Annotated in this window: 14 protein-coding genes and 2 tRNA genes; 4 read left to right on the top strand and 12 right to left on the bottom strand. The window is 32.7% G+C overall.

Annotation, left to right across the window (positions count from 1 at the left end):
• Positions 1-51 precede the first annotated feature (51 nt).
• The 12 genes from BW939_RS10850 to BW939_RS10790 form a co-directional block, all read right to left on the bottom strand.
• A complete protein-coding gene (locus BW939_RS10850) occupies positions 52-258 on the bottom strand; it encodes a hypothetical protein (protein WP_076452050.1) in 207 nt (68 codons plus the stop codon).
• 2 nt (positions 259-260) lie between these two features.
• On the bottom strand, positions 261-914 hold the full coding sequence (locus BW939_RS10845) for a DUF3575 domain-containing protein (protein ID WP_228417199.1): 654 nt from the start codon (positions 912-914) through the stop codon (positions 261-263).
• Positions 915-918: 4 nt separating this feature from the next.
• Positions 919-2,100 (bottom strand): thioredoxin family protein, encoded by a 1,182-nt coding sequence (locus tag BW939_RS10840; protein WP_076452049.1) that lies wholly within the window; start codon positions 2,098-2,100, stop codon positions 919-921.
• 155 nt (positions 2,101-2,255) lie between these two features.
• The gene (locus tag BW939_RS10835) at positions 2,256-2,597 is read right to left on the bottom strand and encodes a helix-turn-helix transcriptional regulator (RefSeq protein ID WP_228417197.1); all 342 of its coding nucleotides are present in this window, start codon (positions 2,595-2,597) and stop codon (positions 2,256-2,258) included.
• Between the two features lie 89 nt (positions 2,598-2,686).
• The gene (locus BW939_RS10830) at positions 2,687-3,655 is read right to left on the bottom strand and encodes a DUF2931 family protein (RefSeq protein ID WP_159439266.1); all 969 of its coding nucleotides are present in this window, start codon (positions 3,653-3,655) and stop codon (positions 2,687-2,689) included.
• Between the two features lie 633 nt (positions 3,656-4,288).
• On the bottom strand, positions 4,289-4,615 hold the full coding sequence (locus BW939_RS10820) for a hypothetical protein (protein ID WP_076452046.1): 327 nt from the start codon (positions 4,613-4,615) through the stop codon (positions 4,289-4,291).
• Position 4,616: 1 nt separating this feature from the next.
• Positions 4,617-5,135, bottom strand: a complete 519-nt coding sequence (locus BW939_RS10815; RefSeq protein WP_159439265.1) for a zincin-like metallopeptidase toxin domain-containing protein — start codon at positions 5,133-5,135, stop codon at positions 4,617-4,619.
• A gap of 575 nt (positions 5,136-5,710) precedes the next feature.
• On the bottom strand, positions 5,711-5,950 hold the full coding sequence (locus BW939_RS10810) for a winged helix-turn-helix domain-containing protein (RefSeq protein WP_076452044.1): 240 nt from the start codon (positions 5,948-5,950) through the stop codon (positions 5,711-5,713).
• Positions 5,951-6,843: 893 nt separating this feature from the next.
• Positions 6,844-6,916 (bottom strand) — tRNA-Phe (locus BW939_RS10805).
• 74 nt (positions 6,917-6,990) lie between these two features.
• Positions 6,991-7,063, bottom strand: a tRNA-Phe gene (locus BW939_RS10800).
• 97 nt (positions 7,064-7,160) lie between these two features.
• Positions 7,161-9,002 carry a lysophospholipid acyltransferase family protein gene (locus BW939_RS10795; protein ID WP_076452043.1) on the bottom strand — a complete coding sequence of 614 codons (1,842 nt, stop codon included), beginning with the start codon at positions 9,000-9,002 and terminating at the stop codon, positions 7,161-7,163.
• Positions 9,003-9,023: 21 nt separating this feature from the next.
• Positions 9,024-10,262 (bottom strand): aspartate kinase, encoded by a 1,239-nt coding sequence (locus BW939_RS10790; protein WP_076452042.1) that lies wholly within the window; start codon positions 10,260-10,262, stop codon positions 9,024-9,026.
• Between the two features lie 320 nt (positions 10,263-10,582).
• On the opposite strand from BW939_RS10790, the gene fbp reads away from it, so the two are divergent.
• The 4 genes from fbp to BW939_RS10770 all read left to right on the top strand — a co-directional run bounded on the left by fbp (position 10,583) and on the right by BW939_RS10770 (position 16,147).
• Positions 10,583-11,599 carry a class 1 fructose-bisphosphatase gene (fbp, locus tag BW939_RS10785; protein ID WP_076452041.1) on the top strand — a complete coding sequence of 339 codons (1,017 nt, stop codon included), beginning with the start codon at positions 10,583-10,585 and terminating at the stop codon, positions 11,597-11,599.
• Positions 11,600-12,607 carry an o-succinylbenzoate synthase gene (locus BW939_RS10780; protein ID WP_076452040.1) on the top strand — a complete coding sequence of 336 codons (1,008 nt, stop codon included), beginning with the start codon at positions 11,600-11,602 and terminating at the stop codon, positions 12,605-12,607.
• 464 nt (positions 12,608-13,071) lie between these two features.
• Complete coding sequence (locus tag BW939_RS10775) at positions 13,072-14,745, top strand: glutamine--tRNA ligase/YqeY domain fusion protein (protein ID WP_076452039.1); 1,674 nt, start codon at positions 13,072-13,074, stop codon at positions 14,743-14,745.
• Between the two features lie 235 nt (positions 14,746-14,980).
• Entirely contained in the window at positions 14,981-16,147 is a 1,167-nt protein-coding gene (locus BW939_RS10770) for an MFS transporter (protein WP_076452038.1), read from the top strand.
• Positions 16,148-16,263 lie beyond the last annotated feature (116 nt).

The raw sequence follows: 16,263 nt of genomic DNA, 5'->3' as shown, positions 1-16,263 counted from the left end.
TTTTTGTTATAGTGTAAACTAAATTTGTATCAAAAACTAAATTCGTTTAATTTAATCAAAATTTTGAGGTGGGCTGTTGTCATTTTTCCCTCTGTTGTAGATGATTAATCCTATGGTTAATCCTACGATTCCACAGCCTGCAGTTAATAGTGCTCTTTCAAGTTTATCTGGTTCGTTATTTCCGATGTAGTTCATTGCAAATAAAATAGCAAATGTAATTACCATTAATACAATGTGATTTCTTCCAAAAAGTTTCATAATTATCTTATTTTATAAGCTATCATAACACCGCCTCTGTATGGAAGAATTTCACTGCTTTTGTTATATCCCGTGGCATCTTCGTATCTTTTTCCCGTTCCTCTTTCGTAGCCTTTATAGAAATCTTGAGAACTTCCTACGGTACCATAGATGTCCATAGACCATTTGTCTGAAAGTCTGAATTGGTATCCCGCAGTTATCCCCAAAAGTATTGAATGTCCTTTTTGATAAAGATCAGATTTTATAAAAGATTCTTTTTTTTCGTTGATGTAAATGTCATCATTCCAATAGTTCCATTTTTGAAGCGTAAATTGAGATGCTGCAATGTTTGCCCCAAGATAAAATCCGTTAAATGCTTGCTTAAAATAATATCTACCCTCTACAGAAGCTGAATAATATTGAAGTTCATGTCCTGAAAAAGATTTCCATGGAGAAATGAAAACATCCCCTTGGATTGTAATTTTTTTATCAACCTGAAATTCTCCTGCCACATTTACAATTCCAATGGGGAGGAAAAGGGAATTGGCTTTCAATCGTATCCCTTTCTCAGAATTATCTATTGGAGAGATTGTTTCTGTAGCTGTTACTTCGTTTTGTTGTGCCTTTGCGCCGGCAATCGTAAATAATGTAACGATGGCGATTACTGTATTTTTCAAAGTTTTATTTTTTTATTAAATTCAACAATTCTTCAGAGAGTTTGGTGTCTTTTCCTGTCTGCTTAGCAATACTGTTAGAAAGTTCAGCAAAATTTTTTGCCAAATCTTTATTTCCTATAAGGTAATAAAGTTGAGCTAGAATATATGTGTTCTCGGGAGTTTCTCCACGCATTACAGATTTTTCTGCCCATTCGGTTGCTTTTTTTAATGATGCCTTGTTTTTTATGTTTTCGGCAAAAATCCAAGCGGCTTTTAAGGTTTCGTTAGGTTCAAAAAGATCAGGGTTTTTATAATATTCTAAAGCTGTTTTTTCATATTCTGTAAAATTGCGATTTTGCTCGTAATAGCTCAGCTTAATCTGATTCAATTTTGCTGTAGCTGCTTCTTTTCCTACCAAAGGTTCGGCTGCTTTCATGAATTTATCTTCGTCAATTCTATGATTTTTGTCGTCAATCGCAGTTTCCATAACATCAGAAAGCAGAATCTGATTTTTGTATTCGTTATACTGTTCTTCTGGTAAAAACTGAATTATTTCAGCTTTTTTATCCTGCAGATATTTAAAATTAAAATCTTTGGAAGATTTAATAAAGAAAAACAAAAATCCTACTTCTTCTTTGGTTATAGGTTCTGTAGGTTTTTTTGTAGCAAAATATTTTTCTGAGGCTTTTTTGGCAAATTCAAAATCTGAAGTAGAATTCAGTTTCATGATATTAATCAAAAATTCTGGGCTGTTTTCGCCTTTTGCAAAACGATCTTTTAGTGAACCTTCTTTAGAGTTACCTGCTTTTACATCTTGTGCCATAGCAAGAAATAGAGTAGGTTCCATATATCCCGAGTTTTGTGAAACCAGTTCACCATCTCCATTCATAAAAAGAAAAGTAGGATAGGAGCGTACAGAAAATTGTTGAGCAATCTCACGGCCTTCACCTTTTTCCATATCAATTCTGGAACTAATGAAGTTTTTATTGAAAAAATCTCCAACCGATTTTTGGGTGAAAACATTTCTATCCATCATTTTACAAGGACCACACCAAACAGCGTATGCGTCTATAAAAACAAGTTTTTTTTCTTTTTTGGCTTTTGTAAGAAGATCTTTAAAAGAACTCTGGTCAAATTTAATTCCCTGTTCCTGAGCAAATGAGAACGAAAACACAAGAATAAGAAGTGTCGTTATGAAATTTTTCATTTCTAAATTAAAAAATTGAGTAAGCGAAGATAATTAAAAATACTCAAATGTTTAAAAACAAAAAAACCACGCTCAGCAAAGTGTGGTTTTAAGTGGTTTCTCCAGGAATATATGCTTTCTTTCGTAATCCTTTGCCATAAAGGGTTTTAGAAAGTTTATTTTGTAAGGTAACCTTTCTGAGAATGATGAAGAGGAAAGCTACGGATATATTCTCCCTGATGACGGCTGCATCTCAGGACTATTTTTTCAGGATTTTGTTCGGAGAGATTCATGACTCCAAAAGCATTTCGGAAATGTTCTCTTAAATTGAAATTGTATTTTTCCCTGAAAGATTTATCTGAAACATCCAGATAATTGATTCTGTCTAAGCCGAATGATTTTAAAGCCTTGTCATTGGTGTCTACGGCAATGAGATACCACCTGTCTTTAGATTGTTTTAAAGCCAAAGGGTGAACCTTTCGTGACGACAATATTTTATTCTTATAATTGTAATACACGAAGGATTTGTGTGGCAAAATAATTTTATATATAATCAGTTCAAAATTAATATAAAAAGAGACATGATGAAATCAATTGATCTGGAAAGCTATGGAATGAAATATTCTATGTCTGTAGCATAAGAATAAGAATTGTTCTTTTTCTCTTCTACAGTAGGTTGCGTGCTTTTAAAACGCACTATTTTTTCTCTAATCTTGTTAGTAACTAAGTATATTATTCCATGTTCGTCATCGCTTTCTATTTCCAGTTCCAATCGTAATTCCTTTACTTTTTTATGCTCTACATATTTTTTAAAGTTTTTAGGCATGGGTAGATTACATTCGTAGACATTTCCGGATTTATTATGCCAAGCTATTGGATTGAATTGTACAGGAAGTTTTTGATGCACTTTTTCTCCTTCTTTTTGGTAATAAGTGCCATCTGCAGATACGTAGTTAAAGCCTACTTTTTTATTTTCCTGTTTATAAAAGTCAAATATGATATCATACTCTTTTTCATTATCTGCCCATGCTTCCAAAGGGATACCATGATGTTGCCAGTAAATATATGTATTTCCCCATGTCTTAAAATCCTTGGTTTTTAAATTTACCCCTACAGTTTCATTTTTATATTCCTTCAATTGTCCTTTTACCACTTCCACATTTACCAAATGATTTGATTTTGTATTAATAGTCTGAAACCAAACTCTTATCCAACCCCCGGGTGCCATACCTACAACCAGATGCCCTAAATTATCGTTAGAATTTAAATGGTATTCATTAAATAAATCTCTAATCTTTTTTTGCGGTAACGATACTTTTCCTTTATAGCCTTTACCGTCAACTACACTGTAATAATCTATAGATACTTCTTTTGGTACATCTTTCCATTTGTTACTGACTATTGCACCATAAGATTGTCCCCAACCCGGAGCAAAACTCGTATTACTTCCATTTCCGACATTCTCAAAATCTACATTTCCTGCTACAGGATAAAACTTAGGAGCAGAAATACCAGGTTCCCAACGATATTTATTTTTACTACAAGACTGCAACATACTAATGCATATCACTAACATCCAAAATAGGTGTATAATATTTTCTTTTATAGGGTGGATTTTTAAACTCTTTTTCATTGGTGAAGTGTGGTACATTAGCATATGCAAAATTATAATGATCTAAAGCATCAGCCAGGGGTGCATTAAAATTTGCAGATAAATGTACAAAATTTCTCCTCGCTGCGCAAAGTCTCGCTGATCCCCCTCGCTGCGCAAAGTCTCCTGACTTTGAGCAAACTATTAATCTTTATCATAATTACTATATTTCCAAAATTCATTTGTTTTGGTAACATTAAAATGATTGGATTATCTGCTAATTCAATTTTAATGAGCCCTGATCTCTTATGATGTAACCTTCTTTCATTTTATGTTTTTTTCAAATTTTAAATTTTTATGTTTGAATATATAAAAAGCACAAACTTGGAATCTGTGCTTTATAGTTCTTGCACAAAGTCGGGAGACTTTGCGCAGCGGGGGAATATCTTCCAAACTCCATTTTCCAACTTTTTTAGCATTTTGCTTTAACATTTCACCCACTACATTCAATTCGTCCAAAACTCTGGAGAATAATGCCAACATCTCACGGAAAATATTTCTTGAAGTTTGTGCAAATTTTAAATGATAAAAGTTGGCTTTTACACCAACTTAACAATTTTATCCAGTCCATTCATCTCCTATTCCATATTTACCATTTTTTTTGATAATTTTTAAATTAGGAGTTCTTCCTTCTGCACCACTATCATGAAACATAAAAGGTTCTAGTGTATCATTTTTGAAGAAAATGAAATATGGACTTTGACCGCCAAATTGCTCATCAGGTACATTGACAATCGTTTCCCAAACATCAAAATTAAATTGATCAATATTCAATTCTTTGACTTTTTGAGGGGAGTAAACCTTAAAAGTATTCTCAAAATATTCTCTTCCAAAATCGGTTAATACTTTTTTTGAGATTTCTATTACTTTCTCATCTTTTTCCATATTATTTAAATTTTAATAATTCTTGTTCTAAATTCCAATTTTTAAAATACTGCAGATCGACCTTGTTCATTTTTTTTAAATCTCTTAATCTGTTTATTTCTTTTAAGTCATTCAATAAATCCAAATCTTTCCATTTACTTGGATTCTTCATAAATTGTGCTAATACATATTCTTCATGAAATAAGCGGTTTTCATAGCCTAAAGTTTTCTCGAAAAGACCTTTTAAATCCGGAAACTCTTTGGTCATTTTGTACCACAGTTTCATATGGAACATTTCATGTTGTACTGTATAGGCTGTAACACTTTTTCGCAAATACATTATTCCTTCTACCATATTAAAAGATCCTGCGACCCTTCTTGCGGTCCAGTCTTTTAATTTTGCTTTTAAAGCTGGGTTTTGATCTACAAATTTTACTCCGACATCAAAGGTTTCCTGTAATAAACGCCTCGCTGCGCAAAGTCTCCTGACTTTGAGCAAACTATTAATCTTTATCATAATTACTATATTTCCAAAATTCATTTGTTTTGGTAACATCAAAATGATTGGATTATCTGCTAATTCAATTTTAATGAGCCCTGATCTCTTATGATGTAACCTTCTTTCATTTTATGTTTTTTTCAAATTTATAAATTTTTATGTTTGAATATATAAAAAGCACAGAACATAATCTGTGCTTCAAAGGTTGTTGCTCAAAGTCGGGAGACTTCGCGCAGCGGGGTAACCTTTAGGGAGTTTTCCTTCCTCGCTGCGCAAAGTCTCCTGACTTTGAGCAAACTATTAATCTTTATCATAATTACTATATTTCCAAAATTCATTTGTTTTGGTAACATCAATGATTGGATTATCTGCTAATTCAATTTTAATGAGCCCTGATCTCTTATGATGTAACCTTCTTTCATTTTATGTTTTTTTCAAATTTTAAATTTTTATGTTTGAATATATAAAAAGCACAAACTTGGAATCTGTGCTTTATAGTTCTTGCACAAAGTCGGGAGACTTTGCGCAGCGGGTTTTCATAAAAATAGCTTTTGAATTGAAAATAATCATATTTTGAAAAAAAACATTCAATATAATTCATAGTTTAATATAATTATTTATTTAAACTCCATCAAATATTCAGTTCCCTTATCAGTTATAGAATATTTTTCATTTTTTTTATCAATTAAACCTTGTGTGATCATTTTATCTATTTCAGCAATTAAAAATTCGCCTAAATAAATTCTCTCTTTTTCAACGTTTACTAAGTATCTATCTAATGATATTAAATCACTATAACTTCTTCCATTTTTCTTAGTCAGATTGAAATATTTTAATGTTTTTATTTTAATATCCATTTTTTTAATATTTTTTTAAAAGTGAAAATCCCCTCGCTGCGCAAAGTCTCCTGACTTTGAGCAAACTATTAATCTTTATCATAATTACTATATTTCCAAAATTCATTTGTTTTGGTAACATCAATGATTGGATTATCTGCTAATTCAATTTTAATGAGCCCTGATCTCTTATGATGTAACCTTCTTTCATTTTATGTTTTTTTCAAATTTTAAATTTTTATGTTTGAATATATAAAAAGCACAGAACATAATCTGTGCTTCAAAGGTTGTTGCTCAAAGTCGGGAGACTTCGCGCAGCGGGAGATGGCGCATTACCCTCGCTGCGCAAAGTCTCCTGACTTTGAGCAAACTATTAATCTTTATCATAATTACTATATTTCCAAAATTCATTTGTTTTGGTAACATCAAAATGATTGGATTATCTGCTAATTCAATTTTAATGAGCCCTGATCTCTTATGATGTAACCTTCTTTCATTTTATGTTTTTTTCAAATTTATAAATTTTTATGTTTGAATATATAAAAAGCACAGAACATAATCTGTGCTTCAAAGGTTGTTGCTCAAAGTCGGGAGACTTCGCGCAGCGGGAATCTGTGCTTTATAGTTCTTGCACAAAGTCGGGAGACTTTGCGCAGCGGGATTCGGCAGCGAGGGGCGGGATAAAGCATTTTTCTTGTTTAGGTTGTCTAAGCTTTTTGCCTAGCCCCCAAGTTTTGGAATTGATCCAAATAAAAAACTTCAGATTGCAACTAAGAGGTGTGCGGGATAAAGCATTTTTCTTGTTTAGGTTGTCTAAGCTTTTTGCCTAGTCCCCAAGTTTTGATATTGATTCATTAAAAATACTCAAATGTTTAAAAACAAAAAAACCACGCTCCGCAAAGTGTGGTTTTAAGTGGTTTCTCCAGGAATCGAACCAGGGACACATGGATTTTCAATCCATTGCTCTACCAACTGAGCTAAGAAACCATTGGGTTTTGTACTTTAAGCAAAGTTTCAAGTTTGGAATAAAAAACCGCCTATGGTTGTAAGGCGGTTTTTTGTGGTTTCTCCAGGAATCGAACCAGGGACACATGGATTTTCAATCCATTGCTCTACCAACTGAGCTAAGAAACCATTCTTTTTACTTCGTTGTTTTAAAGTGATGCAAAAGTAGGAAGTTTTGAGATATGAAACAAATATTAATGAAACTTTTTTGAGTTTAAATAAAAACTTACTGATTTTCAGCTTGATTATTTTCTTGCTCTTTTCTTATTTGCTCGCTCATTTCCTCTAAAACAGGTTTTATAGTACTTTCTGGGAGATCGCTGATTCTTATATACATCAACCCGTCAATTGCATCATTAAAATTGGGGTCAACATTAAAGGCGATTACCTTTGCATTTTGTTTGATGTATTTTTTTATTAAAACAGGCATTCTCAATTCAGGCTCAAGGTCATCAATGATTTTATCTAATTTATTTAGGTCAGACTCCATCTCATCCAAAAACAAATGCTTGTCTCGATCTCTAAGTTTTACTTTGAATTCGTTTTTTGGTGTAATGTATTGAGCTACAGCTGAATCGTAATAGTTGGAACGCATGAATTCAATCATCAAAGATTTTGAAAATTCAGAAAATTTATTAGAAATACTTACTCCTCCCATCAAAAACTTGTGATCGGGGTTTCTTAAACACACATGCACAATTCCTCTCCATAAAAGAAATAATGGAAGAGGTTTTTGCTGATATTCTTCACAAATATAAGCTCTTCCCATTTCAATTACTTTTTTGAAAAAAGGATGGATGTCTTGCTCAAATTCAAACAAAGAACTTGTGTAAAACCCTTTAATCCCGAATTTTTTCATAACATCTTTACCTAATGCCATTCTGTATGCTCCAGCTAGTTTCTCTGCAGCATTATCCCATAAGAATAAGTGGTGGTAGTGTTTGTCGTATTCATCAAGATCAAAAGGCATATTGCTGCCTTCGCCCACTGCACGAAACGTAAGTTCTCTCTGTCTGCCTATTTCTCTCATCACAGACGGAATTTCTTCGTATGCGGTAAAATAAATTTCATAATTCCCATTACTGAAAAGCATTTTATCTGTTCCTCTCAGTTTAGATATATCTTTTATCAAGTCTTCTTTGGGAGTTTCATCGATAATGTTTTGTACAATGTTTTCTTCCTTTAAAAGAGGGAATTTCAGCGATAAATTTTTAAGATTAATGACTTGAGCAAGCGATTTTCTTTTCTCATAATAAGACTTCATCATATAGACTTTTCTGCGTAAGAATTCGCCGAGTTCTTCAATGTTTTCACTATCATCAAGTACTTTTACAGTAATAGGTTTGCCAATTCTTATTCTGATAGGATCTTCTCTGTCTTTCATCATTTCAGATGGAAGCATAATGGTTTGAAGATTTGGATGAAGCTTGGCAACTTGATAGAAAACTCTGCTGTTCTTAGCGTGAAAATACATCGGTACTACAGGTACTTTAGCCATTTTGATGAGCTTAAGTGCCGGTGTTTCCCATTCTTTATCCAGAATTTCTCCATAAGGATTGTTTTTATTAGAAACCTCACCTGCAGGGAAGATTCCCACGCAACCTCCATTTTCAAGATGTTTTAAAGTGCCACGCATACCAGAAGAGCTATTGTAAGCATCTTTTCTTTTTTCAAACGGATTAACCGGAATTACATAAGGTTCCATCGGTTTGATTTTTTCTAAAAGAAAGTTTCCCATTACTTTAAAGTCTGGTCGTATTTCAGACAGTATTTTGCACATCAAAATCCCGTCTATTGCACCAAGGGGATGATTAGAAACCAATATAAAAGGTCCTGTTTTGGGTATTTTGGCAAGATCTTCTTCAAAAACGATGTAGCTTAAATTTCTTTCTTTTACAAAAGAATCGAAAAAATCTTTATCTGTTTTGTCTTTAAGTTTGTCATAAAGCTTGTTCACCTCATTTATTTTTGTGAGGCTCATTACAGCAGACGCTATAGGGTTTTTGAAAAAACCAAAACGTCCTAATCCGGAAGCTTTTATAAGATCATTTTTCGATATTAAACTCATGTTTTTTAGTCGCAATTAGTTTTATTGTGTTACCATCTGCAAAGTGTTTTTAGAGATTTGCTCCAAAAGCACGTTTTTTTGTTGGTAAAATTGATCGATGTTCTCTTTCTTTGCGTGTCTTACGGTAAATAAAGATACATTTTTGATCATTTCAGTTTTAAATTCTTTCTGCAATTCAGCATTCAAATCATCTGCTCTCCCGAATTTGTCTTCAAGACATAAAGCTAATGAAATTGCTGAATTTTGCATCAATGAAACCTTAATTTTGTATTTAGATAAAAATCCGAAAACCTGGCTCATGTGATCTTCTGCAATGAAAGAGAAGTCTCTTGTGGAGATTTTGAGCAAGGTTTGATTTTCTTTTAAAATGTAAGATTCTTCGTTTTGATTTTTATCGGAAAAACCAACTTTAGTTCCAGCTTCTGTAGGTTCTAAAAAAGATTTCACATAAAAAGGAATGTTTTTCTGCTGAAGTGGCTGTAATGTTTTTGGATGAATTACACTCGCTCCGTAATAGGCCATTTCTATTGCTTCTTCATAAGAGATATTGGAGAGCAACGTTACTTCGTTAAATTTCCTTGGATCTCCAGTCATTACACCTGGAACGTCTTTCCAAATAGTCATGGCATCAGCGTCTAAACAATAGGCGAAAATTGCCCCAGAATAATCTGATCCTTCTCTTCCCAACGTTACCGTAAAATTATTATCGTCTGAACCAATGAAGCCTTGTGTTACATAGCAAATTTCTTTGTTTAGATGAGAAATCAGTTCTTCAGTTTTCCCCCAATCCACCATACCTTCTCTGTAAGAATTGTCAGTCTGTATATAATCTCTGGCGTCTAGCCATTGGTTGGTAAACTGAATTTCGTTCAGATATTCACTTACTATTTTTGTAGAAATCATTTCGCCGCAACTTACAACCTGATCGTAGACGAAGTTGTAATTTGGTGATTTGTTTCTTCTCAGAAAAGAATCTATATCATCAAAAAAAAGATTGATTTCTGCAAAAACAGGATGGTTTTCAGGAAATAAACCTTCGGCAATCTCAGTGTGTTTTCGTTTTATCTTTTCAATTTCATTTTGGTAGTTGTCTTTTTTGAAGTAAAATTCTACAACTTTCTCCAACTCATTTGTTGTTTTCCCCATTGCAGAGATCACAAGCAGGCATTTAGAAAAGCCTTGGCTTTCCAATACTGCAGATACATTTTTTACACCTTCTGCATCTTTTACAGATGCACCACCAAACTTGAAAATTTTCATTAAATTGTTAAGAATAAAATTGTTATATAAAAATCATTCGGGTTTTTTTACGGAGGTCAAAATTATAAATTTACAACGATATATGAAAGGCTTGTCTTTGGATAGTAATTTTCATTTTTTTATTTAAAATTCACATAATCACTTCCTAAGATCTGTTTTTAGTGATTTTTTTAATTTAAATTTAATAAAATAAATTAGATTTCATTAGATTTACCTTGTTAAGGTATTGATATTCAAGTGATAACTAAAATATTGATATTTACTTTATATAGTCTTTAAATTTTACGATATTTGGCAAAACCGATTTATTAAAAAAAATTATGTCAGAGCAGTCATTACAGACATTAGGTGAGTTTCTTATAGATAAACAAGAGGATTTTCAGTATTCTACCGGAGAATTTTCTAGATTATTAAGTGCAATAAGGCTTGCTTCGAAAGTAGTAAACAGAGAAGTAAACAAAGCCGGGATTGTAGATATAACGGGCGCGGCAGGAAATCAAAATATTCAGGGGGAAGAGCAGCAAAAGCTAGACGTCATTGCCAATGATATTTTTATCACTGCACTCTCTCAAAGAGAAGTCGTTTGTGGAATTGCTTCTGAAGAAAACGACGATTTTATTGATATTAAATGCGGTGAAAACGGCCATTTAAGTAAATATGTTGTATTAATCGATCCTCTAGATGGTTCTTCAAATATTGATGTTAACGTTTCTGTAGGAACAATTTTTTCAATTTACAGAAGAGTTACAGAGCCAGGAACTCCAGTTCAGCTAGAAGATTTCTTGCAGAAAGGTATTAATCAAATTGCTGCAGGATATGTTATTTACGGTTCTTCAACGATGATTGTTTACACTACAGGAAACGGAGTAAATGGATTCACTTTAGATCCGTCATTAGGTACTTATTACCTTTCTCATCCCAATATGACGTTCCCAAAAACAGGAAAAATTTATTCCATAAACGAAGGTAATTACATTAAATTTCCTCAAGGAGTTAAAAATTACCTGAAATATTGCCAGATGGAAGAAGGAGACCGTCCTTATACATCAAGATATATTGGTTCATTAGTTGCAGATTTTCATAGAAATATGTTAAAAGGAGGTATTTATATCTATCCATCTTATGGCCAGTCTCCAAACGGAAAACTGAGATTGCTATACGAATGTAATCCAATGGCATTTTTGGCTGAGCAAGCCGGTGGTAAAGCTACAGATGGTTTCAGAAGAATCATGGAAGTGGAGCCTACAGAACTACACCAAAGAATCCCATTTTTTGCTGGAAGCATAGATATGGTAGAGAAAGCTGAAGAATTCATGCGAATTGACAGCGTGAAATAAATGAAAGCACAATATTTTAAATATTTACTAAAATTCAAACGCCCGGGAGGTACTTCTCGAGGCGTTTTGCTTGATAAAGAGACGTTTATTCTTGAAATTTCAGAAAACGAAAAAAAAGGAATAGGTGAGTGTGCAATTTTCAGAGGCTTGAGTTATGACGATAAACCAGAATATGAAGAAAAACTGAAATGGCTTTGTGAAAACATAAATGCTGATACTTTTCTTTTAAAAGAAGAATTAAAACAATTTCCGTCAATTTGGTTTGGTTATGAACAGGCTATTTTGAATTTAAAAAATGGTGAAAATTTATACTTTCCAAGTCAATTTACAGAAGGTAAATTTCCAATTCTTATTAATGGTTTGATTTGGATGGGCGATATTGGTTTTATGGAAGAGCAAATTCAGGATAAACTGTATAAAGGTTTTCAATGTATTAAACTTAAAATTGGTGTTGACTGGAAATCCGAATACGAAATTCTTCAAAAATTAAGATATAAATTCTCTAAAAATCAGCTTGAGCTTCGCGTAGATGCCAATGGAGGCTTTAAGAAAGATGAAGCCAAAATTATCTTACAACAACTTTCAGATTTAAATATTCATTCAATAGAACAGCCGATTAAAGCGGGATACTGGGAAGATATGGCTGAACTTTGTTCCGAGACTTCTACACCAATTGCTTTGGATGAAGAATTGATAGGAATTATTGAATTTTCTGAAAAAAAGAAGCTTTTAGAAAAGATAAAACCTCAATATATCATTTTAAAACCTGCTTTAGTAGGAGGTTTTTCAGGTTGTGATGAATGGATTTTTCTTGCAGAACAACAAAATATTCAATGGTGGATAACTTCTGCTTTAGAAAGTAATGTAGGATTGAATGCCATATCACAATATACTTACACAAAAAACAATACAATGCCACAAGGATTAGGCACTGGAGGGCTGTTTACTAATAATTTTGATACCCCACTTAGTCTTATAGGAGATCAACTTTATTTTAACAAAAAATAAATGTGGTTTTTAGATTACGTCTTCAATAAAAATAGTGCGTTTTAAGTAATCTAAAAAGAGGGTAATTTTTCTTTTCATCGTTTTCATTTTGAGTTGTGTTTAAGCATGTTAAATCAGCAAAATTCATGCCAATTTATCGAGAAGGTTATTTTATCTATATCACAACTAATGACCGATTTTATTGATATTTGTATTGAAGATATTGATTAGGAATTCTACTTATATTTTTTTTGTAAAAGTTTAATTATTACGTTTAAAAATTAATATCTATAGAAATATTCAACTCTCAATCTTATTGAAGGGTAAAATAGGTATAAATTTTTCAGATAATTTTTCCAAGATAAAGTTTATTAATCATTTCTATACTTTATACAATTACAGACTAAAATATCTTTTTTTTTAACACTTAAATTTTCCTAAATTTGCAAATTGTCGGTAAATACGATATTTTAAAGCGAATTTTAATGGAAGAAGAAAAAAAATCACTCAATTTTATTGAGCAAATTATCGAAGATGACTTGTTAAACGGCCTGAAGAATGATCAACTTCGTTTTCGTTTTCCACCTGAACCCAATGGTTATCTCCATATAGGTCATACGAAAGCAATCTGCATCAACTTTGGTTTGGGTGAAAAATACAATGCTCCTGTAAACCTACGTTTTGATGATACAAATCCTGAAAAAGAAGAGCAAGAGTATGTAGATTCTATCAAAAAAGACGTTGAATGGCTGGGTTTTACATGGGATAAAGAATTGTACGCATCCGATTATTTTCAGCAGCTTTACGATTGGGCAGTGCAGTTGATTAAAGAAGGAAAAGCTTACGTTGATGAGCAACCTTCTGAACTGATTACCGAGCAAAGAAAAAATCCCACAGAACCAGGTGTAGAATCTCCATATAGAAACCGTCCTACTCAAGAGTCTTTAGATTTATTCGAAAAGATGAAAAATGGTGAATTTGAGGAAGGGTCAATGTCACTTCGTGCGAAAATCGATATGGTTTCGCCGAATATGAATATGCGCGATCCTGTAATGTACAGAATTTTGAAAAGACCACATCATAGAACAGGAACGACTTGGAAGATCTATCCAATGTATGATTGGGCACACGGTGAGTCTGATTATTTAGAACAAATTTCTCACTCATTATGCTCATTAGAATTTGAAAATCATAGACCATTGTATAACTGGTATTTAGACCAAGTATACGAGGAAGGAAAAATTAAAAATAAGCAAAGAGAATTTGCAAGGATGAATGTCTCTTATATGATTACTTCTAAGAGAAAGCTGCAAAGACTTATTGCTGAAAATGCTGTTAACGGTTGGGATGATCCGAGGATGCCTACCATTTCAGGAATGCGTAGAAAGGGCTTTACGGCAAATGCTATTAAGAATTTTATTGATAGAGTAGGTGTTGCAAAAAGAGAAAACTTAATTGAAATTCAATTATTAGATTTTTGCGTTCGCGAAGATTTGAATAAAGTTGCAAAACGTGTAATGGCAGTTGTTGATCCTATCAAATTAGTGATAGAGAATTATCCTGAAGATCAAGAGGAATGGCTAGAAACCGAAAACAATAATGAACAGGAAAATGCCGGAACAAGAGAAATCCCGTTCTCAAAAGAATTGTATATTGAGCGCGAGGATTTTAAAGAGGAGGCTGGTAATAAGTTCTTTAGATTGAGATTAGGTGGAGAAGTCCGTTTAAAATCTGCTTATATCATTAAAGGTGAAAGAGTAGAAAAAGACGAAAATGGTGAGATTACTACCATTTATGCTACTTATGACGAAAAATCAAAGTCTGGCAGCGGAACGGAGCAAAGTTTAAGAAAAGTAAAAGGAACGATTCATTGGGTTTCTGCTAAACATGCGATTCCTGTAGAAATCAGAAATTACGAAAAGCTATTTACAGTAGAACAGCCTGATGCTGAGAAAGATGTGGATTTTTTAAATTTCATTAATCCAGAATCTGTTGCTATTATTCAAGGATTTGCTGAGCCGAGCTTGAAGGATGTTGCGGTAGGTGAACCGCTTCAGTTCCAAAGAATTGGCTATTTTACAAAAGATCAAGATTCTACAGATACAAATTTTGTATTCAACAGAACTGTGACCTTAAAAGACTCTTATAAGCCAGAGTAAAAATTTATTTATATCTTATAAATGAAACAGGGCTTATTTTTTTAAGTCCTGTTTTTTTTATTTTGAATATTTATTTTACAAGATCTTTTGGCATGTTTTCTTAGATTTTATTCTAATATTTGTGAAAAAAGATACAACCATTTGTTTTTAGAAAATGCATCAATTTAAAATTTAAAAAGTGAAACTAATTAATCTCTACACCAATTCATTTAAAGGGCTATCACGAGAAAGTTGGATGCTTGCTTTGGTTATGCTCATCAACCGTGCAGGTTCTATGGTACTCCCGTTTTTAGGAGTTTATATGACTGCACATCTCAATTTCAGTATAGAAAATACAGGAATTGTACTTAGTTTTTTCGGAATCGGTTCGGTAATTGGCTCATGGTTAGGTGGATTTATAACTGATAGAATTGGAGAGTATAAAGTACAGTACTTCAGTCTGTTATTAAGTGTTCCTTTATTTTGTTTAATTCCGCTTTTCAAAACAGAAATGGGCGTAGCTGCGATTATTTTGTTACAAAGTATCGTAAGCGATGCTTTTCGTCCTGCAAATTCAGTAGCAATTACGAAATACGCTAAACCAGAAAATATTACCAGAGCATTTTCATTAAACAGAATGGCAGTAAATTTAGGATTTTCTATAGGCCCAGCTCTAGGCGGTATCTTGTCGGCTATCTCTTATGAATTTTTGTTTTATTCCAACGCATTAGCTGCTTTATCGGCCGGTATTTTATACATTGTTTTCTTTCGAAAACGCAACAAATTGGCAAAACTTAAAGCTAGAAAAGTACAAGAAATTGTAGAGATTAAAAAAGAAAACTCCCCGTACCGTGATGGTAAATTTTTAATTTACTGTTTTTTATGTATGCTATTTGCCATTTGTTTTTTTCAGCTATTCAGTACATTAACTATTTTCTATAAAGATACAGCGAATCTAAGTCAGCAATATATCGGTTATCTTTTAGGTTACAGCGGATTTATTGTTGTTTTGCTCGAAATGGGTTTGGTGCAAATCGCAGAAAAACATTTAACTTCAGCACGAACTATGTTTTTAGGAACCTTTATTTGCGGACTTTCTTATGCAATGCTAGGTTTTGATTATAGTATTTTAACCTTAATCATTTCTATGACTTTATTATCTGTAGGAGAAATCTGGGCATTACCTTTTATGTCTACAATTACAGCTTTACGATCAGGGAAAAACAACAAAGGTGCTTACATGGGACTGAACGGGATTTCATTTTCAGTTGCGTTCATCGTAACACCTTATTTAGGAACTTTAATTGCCGAAAAATGGGGCTTCACCGTTTTGTGGATTGGAACCGGAATAGTAGCAACCCTTATTGCTATTGCATTTTACTTTACTGTTCCGTGGATGGTTAAAGACAATAAAGAAAGTTAGTGTAATTTTAATCTGCCAATAGAAAATTAACCTTCACAAAGATCAAAATTTTTGTGGAGGTTTTTTTTTATAAAATTTGTTTTCAGACCTAAAGTGTACAGTTTTTGCTTTTACTT

The organism is Chryseobacterium piscicola (assembly GCF_900156685.1).
GTDB lineage: Bacteria > Bacteroidota > Bacteroidia > Flavobacteriales > Weeksellaceae > Chryseobacterium > Chryseobacterium piscicola.
Note: the sequence above shows the minus strand (reverse complement) of the source record. Positions and strands in the feature narration are given on the sequence as shown.

What these genes read in the sequence shown, in the direction of transcription:
- BW939_RS10850 (WP_076452050.1), bottom strand. Translation starts at nt 258, where the DNA reads ATGAAACTTTTTGGAAGAAATCACATTGTATTAATGGTAATTACATTT.
- BW939_RS10840 (WP_076452049.1), bottom strand. Translation starts at nt 2,100, where the DNA reads ATGAAAAATTTCATAACGACACTTCTTATTCTTGTGTTTTCGTTCTCA.
- BW939_RS10830 (WP_159439266.1), bottom strand. Translation starts at nt 3,655, where the DNA reads ATGTTAGTGATATGCATTAGTATGTTGCAGTCTTGTAGTAAAAATAAA.
- BW939_RS10820 (WP_076452046.1), bottom strand. Translation starts at nt 4,615, where the DNA reads ATGGAAAAAGATGAGAAAGTAATAGAAATCTCAAAAAAAGTATTAACC.
- BW939_RS10815 (WP_159439265.1), bottom strand. Translation starts at nt 5,135, where the DNA reads ATGAATTTTGGAAATATAGTAATTATGATAAAGATTAATAGTTTGCTC.
- BW939_RS10810 (WP_076452044.1), bottom strand. Translation starts at nt 5,950, where the DNA reads ATGGATATTAAAATAAAAACATTAAAATATTTCAATCTGACTAAGAAA.
- BW939_RS10795 (WP_076452043.1), bottom strand. Translation starts at nt 9,002, where the DNA reads ATGAGTTTAATATCGAAAAATGATCTTATAAAAGCTTCCGGATTAGGA.
- BW939_RS10790 (WP_076452042.1), bottom strand. Translation starts at nt 10,262, where the DNA reads ATGAAAATTTTCAAGTTTGGTGGTGCATCTGTAAAAGATGCAGAAGGT.
- fbp (WP_076452041.1), top strand. Translation starts at nt 10,583, where the DNA reads ATGTCAGAGCAGTCATTACAGACATTAGGTGAGTTTCTTATAGATAAA.
- BW939_RS10780 (WP_076452040.1), top strand. Translation starts at nt 11,600, where the DNA reads ATGAAAGCACAATATTTTAAATATTTACTAAAATTCAAACGCCCGGGA.
- BW939_RS10775 (WP_076452039.1), top strand. Translation starts at nt 13,072, where the DNA reads ATGGAAGAAGAAAAAAAATCACTCAATTTTATTGAGCAAATTATCGAA.
- BW939_RS10770 (WP_076452038.1), top strand. Translation starts at nt 14,981, where the DNA reads ATGCTTGCTTTGGTTATGCTCATCAACCGTGCAGGTTCTATGGTACTC.